We start from the raw sequence: 5,676 nt of genomic DNA on the forward strand, positions 1-5,676 counted from the left end.
CCGCCACCACCACTGCCACCGCCACCAATTCGGATACAAGCACCAAACAACGTACACTTTGCACTTGACAAATCCTTCATCAGTAAAGAGAGTGCTGCTGTTCTAGATCGAGTGGCAGAAGTCTTGCAGCAATATCCCTTTATCGTCATTGAATTAGAGGGTCACACCGACCCCCGCGCCAGTAATGAATACAACTTGGCACTGGGCAAACGCCGGGCATTGTCTGTAAGAAATTACTTATTGCGTAAGGGCGTCGCCCCAGAAAGAATGACTTTTCGTTCTTTTGGTGAAACTCAGCGTGCAACTGAAGGCACAACTCGTGTAGATTATGCACGCGATCGCCGTGTAGAAATCATCTACAAAGACATCAGAGGAATCGACCTGATCGTTGAACCACAAGAGCAAGACCTGCAAATAGAACCTGCTAGGAAATTATGAATTATGAATGATGAATTATGAAATATTTGTCTTCATAATTCATCATTCTTTTGCCTTTTGTACAGACGCGCCATGGCGCGTCTCTACATCTTTTGACTTTATTTGGTGATGTTTAGGAACCAAGCAATGAAAGCTTTATTTAAGCACTTAAATTTTCAGATTTTCCAGAATACCCTGCTGAGTGTGCTGTTTACCGTTCCCCAAGTTCCCTTGTTGGGGAGCATTTCCAACCAAAAAGTATTAGCACAAACACAAACAAGCTGTCCGGCTGGCTCAACACAAGCAACTCTCAACTGGGGTGAGAGCAATTTTCAAACAGCAAATTTCAATCAAACTTTCAACATTGGCGGCGTTAACACCAGATTTCAAATGACGGAAAATCCTGCTGGAATTATCCGTGATGAATCACCACAAAACTCTCCTGGAAACCTTGGTGATGTTCCCTATGGGGTTGCTCCTGGCCCCTATGGGGGTATTAACAGACCATATCTGCGCTGGGGAATAGACGCTCGTGGTTCTAGTCGGGGAGGTAATGCTACACTCACTATTACCTTTGCCCGACCAGTGACTTTACCCACTCCCCTCACTTTCTTGGATGTTGACCGCGATCGACCAGGCGAACCTCCCTACCAAGATCAAATTACAGTTACTGCATCCAACCAAGGTCAAAATGTACCAGTTACCCTCGCAAACATTGGGCCTGGTGCTGTTGCCCAAATTGTTAACAACAATACTGCACGGGGAGCCGAGCCGCGTGTACCGCCAGGAAATGCGCTTCCCGAGCAAAATTTTGGTAACGTCTTTGCAACAATCTCTCAACCTGTTACCCAAATTCAGGTTGTCTATCAAAGTGGGCCACTGTACAGAGAGGGTCAACCACCCGGACAAGATGAAACAATAGGTCTTGCCGATCTTACTATCTGCGTACCCGCAGGCTCAATCGGCGATACCGTTTTCACAGATCGCAATAGTAACGGTCAACAAGATGCAGGCGAAACAGGAATTGCTAATGCCACTTTGACTTTACGCAATAGCGATGGCCAAGTCGTTGGCACAACTCAGACCGATAACAACGGTAGATATCTATTCACTGGTTTGCAACCAGGTAACTATACCGTAGAGGTAACAAGACCCAGTGACTTTACACCCACTACCGAAACAACTTTGTCGGCTAACGTGAGTGATGCCAATCCGCAAAATCTCGACGTTGACTTTGGTTTCCGCCCTGGCCAAGCAGGAGCAGCTGGAGACCCAAATTTGCGGTTAGTCAAGCGAATTACCAACGCTACCAGAAACGGTCAGCCCATCAGTGGTCTTAATTTTAATACTTTTGTAGATGATCCCAATGATGATGACGATAACAGATTACAGCAAGTAGGGCGATCGCCTGTTGGTCAAGTCAGTCTGCCCACACCCTTGAGTAGCGGCGATGAAGTTGAGTACACGATTTATTATCTCGTTGATGGTGGTCAGCAATTACAAAATGCCAGATTCTGCGACCTGATCCCGACAGGCACAAGCTATGTCTCTAATAGCCTTTCTGTAAATGGAATTGCCAATCAAGGACAAGTTTTATCACCCTTGACTCCCTTGCAGCCAGACTTTGCCAATATCTGTGGTAACAACAACAATAAAGGTGCGGTGATTGTCGGCCCGGCTAACATTCCCGACGGACAGTCTGGCTTGATTCGCTTCCGCGTCACGATTGATTAAGGGGGAAGGGGTAAGCCTTCGGTGGGGGAAAGGGGAAGGGGTAAGGGGAAAAGGGGAAGGAAAGAAAAATCCATTTACCCTTTTACCTTTGCCCTTTTTCCAAGCGAAGCCCTTTACCCTTTACCCTCAGGGAACAATCAACACCGGACAAGGAGACAGATTAATCACACGGTTAGTAACGCTATCATGTGCCCCTTCGTCAGTTAATCCCAGTCCTCGACAGCCCATGATGATTAAATTGGCTTCTATTTCATCAGCAAGATCGCAAATTACAAATGCAGGTTTGCCTTGCCTTTCAATGGTATCGGCTTGAATTCCTTGCTTAGCAAACACTGATTTGGCAGTCTCTAGCAATTGGGCAACAGTCTCAGATGAGGACATCACAACATCTTCACTCGTAGATGCATCTGCTTCTAGTTCTTCCACCACACTCAAAAGCACCAAGCGACTGCCGTACTTTTGGACGACATTTATAACTACATCGACTGCTTCCTGTGTTTCCCGACTTTGGTCAATTGGAAACAGAACTGTTTTGAACATCGCATTTACCCGTTGCTGTATAGAATTTGTGCAAAGTTGATCTTAAAAGACCCCCTTTACTGTCTGCTTCCTTCTTCTGGTTAGAGCATGGAAGTAGTTATTTTTCCACACGTTTTGGTATTGTCTGGCAGACAATTGACAAGAAACTCATCGCTTAACAATTCTTTGCACCACTTACTCCGGTACAATTTGGAATGAGTTTACTAATGAAAAACATAACAAAAAGGCAATCAGGAGGTTTGTGACGTGTCAAAGAAAACTTTAGCAAATTTATCTGCAACAGACTTGTCTGGTAAGCGTGCGTTTGTGCGGGTTGATTTTAACGTGCCAATGGATGATGCAGGTAATATTACAGACGACACTCGCATCCGTGCTGCTCTACCAACTATCCAGGATTTGATGCAGAAGGGAGCTAAGGTGATTCTAGCAAGCCATTTTGGGCGTCCCAAGGGTGTAGATGAAAAATTGCGTCTAACTCCGGTTGCTAAACGTCTGTCTGAGTTGCTAGGGCAAGAAGTTGTGAAGACCAATGACTGCATCGGCGATGAAGTTGCCGCCAAAGTCGGGGCGTTGCAAAACGGACAAGTGCTGTTACTAGAAAATGTCCGCTTTTACAAAGAAGAGGAGAAAAACGATCCCGAATTTGCGAAAAAACTGGCAGCTAATGCGGATTTATACGTCAATGATGCTTTTGGCACCGCCCACCGCGCCCATGCTTCTACTGAAGGCGTGATTCACTACCTGAGTCCTTCTGTGGCTGGATATTTGATTGAGAAGGAATTACAGTACCTACAAAGCGCTATTGAAAATCCCCAACGTCCTTTGGCAGCAATTATTGGTGGTTCCAAGGTTTCCAGCAAGATTGGCGTAATTGAAACACTGCTGGAAAAGTGTGACAAACTCATCATCGGCGGTGGCATGATTTTCACGTTCTACAAAGCCCGTGGTTTGAATGTTGGTAAGTCTTTGGTGGAAGAAGACAAGCTAGAATTGGCGAAGTCTTTGGAAGCTAAGGCTAAAGAAAAGGGTGTTACTTTCCTGTTACCCACAGATGTAGTAGTAGCAGATAAATTTGCTGCCGATGCCAATTCTCAAACCGTTAGCGTTGAGAACATCCCAGATGGTTGGATGGGCTTGGATATTGGCCCCGATTCGGTGAAATTGTTCCAAGAAGCGCTAGCTGATTGTAAGACAATTATTTGGAACGGGCCGATGGGCGTGTTTGAGTTTGATAAATTTGCCGTCGGTACAGAAGCGATCGCCCGCACTCTAGCCGATCTCAGCAAAAACGGTGCTACCACTATCATCGGTGGTGGTGACTCTGTTGCAGCCGTAGAAAAAGTTGGTTTGGCCGACCAAATGAGCCACATTTCCACCGGTGGTGGCGCTAGCTTAGAGTTGCTGGAAGGTAAAGTATTACCTGGAATTGCAGCTTTAGATGAGGCTTAAGCAAATTATCTCTTAAGCTACTGTAACTAATCGGTAATTCTGTAAAAATTTTAGTAGGGGTACGATATGATGTACCCTTACTATTATTTTTTGACATTTATGGCAACCACACTGCTAAAGTTGTGGAAGTGACTGTCTAATGGCAAGAATCGAACAAATATCGGTAAAAAATTATAGAGTTCTGCAAAATATAACGCTTAAGGATATCAAACCGTTTTCTGTTTTTTTGGGACCAAATGGCAGCGGTAAGACTACCTTTTTTGATGTTATAGGTTTCCTTTCAGATTGTCTAACTACTAATGTTCGCAAAGCTTTAGAAAAGCGAGGACGTTTTCAAGAAGTGATATCTCGTGACTGCAAAGGTCAAGAAATTGAAATTGCCATAAAGTACCGTGAAGATAGAAAAACTCCAATTATCACCTACACTGTTGCCATTGGTCTCAACAATGGAATACCAATTGTATCTAGGGAAACTCTCAACTGGAGAAGAGGATCTCATGGCAAACCATTTGATTTTCTTAAGTTTGAAAATGGTGGTGGAGAAGTAATTAGCGGTGAAAATCCTGAAATCAACGACCGCAGAATTTACTATCAAATGGATGATCCAAGTTCTCTTGCTATTAAAACTATTGGTCAATTGTCAGATAATCCCCGTGTTGCTGGCTTGCGGCGTTTTATTGAAGGATGGTTTCTTTCCTATTTCATTCCAGATCAAGCCCGTCAGTTAGCGACTGTCGGGGCAATGGAACATCTTTCTCGTGAGGGCGACAATATTGCTAATGTAGTCTAATACTTTGCTGAAGAACATCCAGAGACTTTAGCCAAAATTTTGAAGCAACTTGCTGGTCGTGTTCCTCAGTTAGAGAAAGTCGAGTCTGAACCAACGATTGATGGTAGACTGGCTTTGTTATTTAAAGATACACCTTTTAGCAGACCATTTTTAGCTCGGTTTGCCTCAGATGGGACACTAAAATTATTAGCATACTTAATCTTATTAAATGATCCTAATCCACCCCAATTACTGTGTATTGAAGAACCGGAAAATGGACTTCATCATCGATTGCTGGAACCTCTGAGTGAAGAATTATTGGCTTACTCTCAACGTGCACAAGTTTTTGTGTCCACTCATTCTCCATTTTTTGTAAATACTATCAAAGATCCCAAGTATCTCTGGATATTTCAGCGTGAGAATAATGGCTATGCAACTGTTACACGGGCTGATGAAATTCCTGATGCCAAGGATTTTATAGAATCTCAAGCAGGTTTGGGTGACCTCTGGTCTGAGGGATATCTTAGGGGATTACCTTACTAATTAAATGCATCATGCACATAGAGTTTTTGGTAGAAGAATATTCAACCGAAATGACTTTGAATTTTATCGTTCCGAAAATCGTAGGTTATAACCATACTTTTAAAATTCGGCGTTGCTGAATTTGGTCATGAATTATGTGTGCATACATTTTTGTAGTTCGATGCCAAATCATTGTAGAGACGTAGCAATGCTACGTCTCTACATACCCGTGAATTGTAAATTCA

The 5,676-nt window shown here is 43.7% G+C and carries 6 protein-coding genes; 5 read left to right on the plus strand and 1 reads right to left on the minus strand.

Annotated elements, in window-relative coordinates; genetic code table 11:
* Both HXY43_RS03135 and HXY43_RS03140 read left to right on the plus strand, forming a co-directional pair.
* Positions 1 to 438 (plus strand): OmpA family protein (locus tag HXY43_RS03135; protein WP_290879893.1); only part of this gene is annotated, 438 nt, incomplete at its 5' end.
* Between the two features lie 126 nt (positions 439 to 564).
* Positions 565 to 2,151, plus strand: a complete 1,587-nt coding sequence (locus tag HXY43_RS03140) for an SdrD B-like domain-containing protein (RefSeq protein WP_290879895.1) — start codon at positions 565 to 567, stop codon at positions 2,149 to 2,151.
* Between the two features lie 126 nt (positions 2,152 to 2,277).
* On the opposite strand, the gene HXY43_RS03145 is transcribed toward HXY43_RS03140, so the two are convergent.
* Positions 2,278 to 2,691: a universal stress protein gene (locus HXY43_RS03145; protein ID WP_026734579.1), complete on the minus strand. Its 414-nt coding sequence runs from the start codon at positions 2,689 to 2,691 to the stop codon at positions 2,278 to 2,280.
* Positions 2,692 to 2,937: 246 nt separating this feature from the next.
* On the opposite strand from HXY43_RS03145, the gene pgk reads away from it, so the two are divergent.
* The 3 genes from pgk (at position 2,938) to HXY43_RS03160 (ending at position 5,452) form a co-directional block, all read left to right on the plus strand.
* Complete coding sequence (gene pgk, locus HXY43_RS03150) at positions 2,938 to 4,140, plus strand: phosphoglycerate kinase (RefSeq protein WP_290879898.1); 1,203 nt, start codon at positions 2,938 to 2,940, stop codon at positions 4,138 to 4,140.
* A gap of 139 nt (positions 4,141 to 4,279) precedes the next feature.
* Positions 4,280 to 4,930, plus strand: a complete 651-nt coding sequence (locus tag HXY43_RS03155) for an AAA family ATPase (protein WP_290879900.1) — start codon at positions 4,280 to 4,282, stop codon at positions 4,928 to 4,930.
* Between the two features lie 39 nt (positions 4,931 to 4,969).
* Positions 4,970 to 5,452, plus strand: a complete 483-nt coding sequence (locus HXY43_RS03160) for an AAA family ATPase (RefSeq protein ID WP_367161455.1) — start codon at positions 4,970 to 4,972, stop codon at positions 5,450 to 5,452.
* Positions 5,453 to 5,676 lie beyond the last annotated feature (224 nt).

This window comes from Fischerella sp. (assembly GCF_013388695.1).
Lineage (GTDB): Bacteria > Cyanobacteriota > Cyanobacteriia > Cyanobacteriales > Nostocaceae > PCC9605.

Coding starts and splice junctions, on each gene's coding strand:
- HXY43_RS03140 (WP_290879895.1), top strand. CDS start 565: ATGAAAGCTTTATTTAAGCACTTAAATTTTCAGATTTTCCAGAATACC.
- HXY43_RS03145 (WP_026734579.1), bottom strand. CDS start 2,691: ATGTTCAAAACAGTTCTGTTTCCAATTGACCAAAGTCGGGAAACACAG.
- HXY43_RS03155 (WP_290879900.1), top strand. CDS start 4,280: ATGGCAAGAATCGAACAAATATCGGTAAAAAATTATAGAGTTCTGCAA.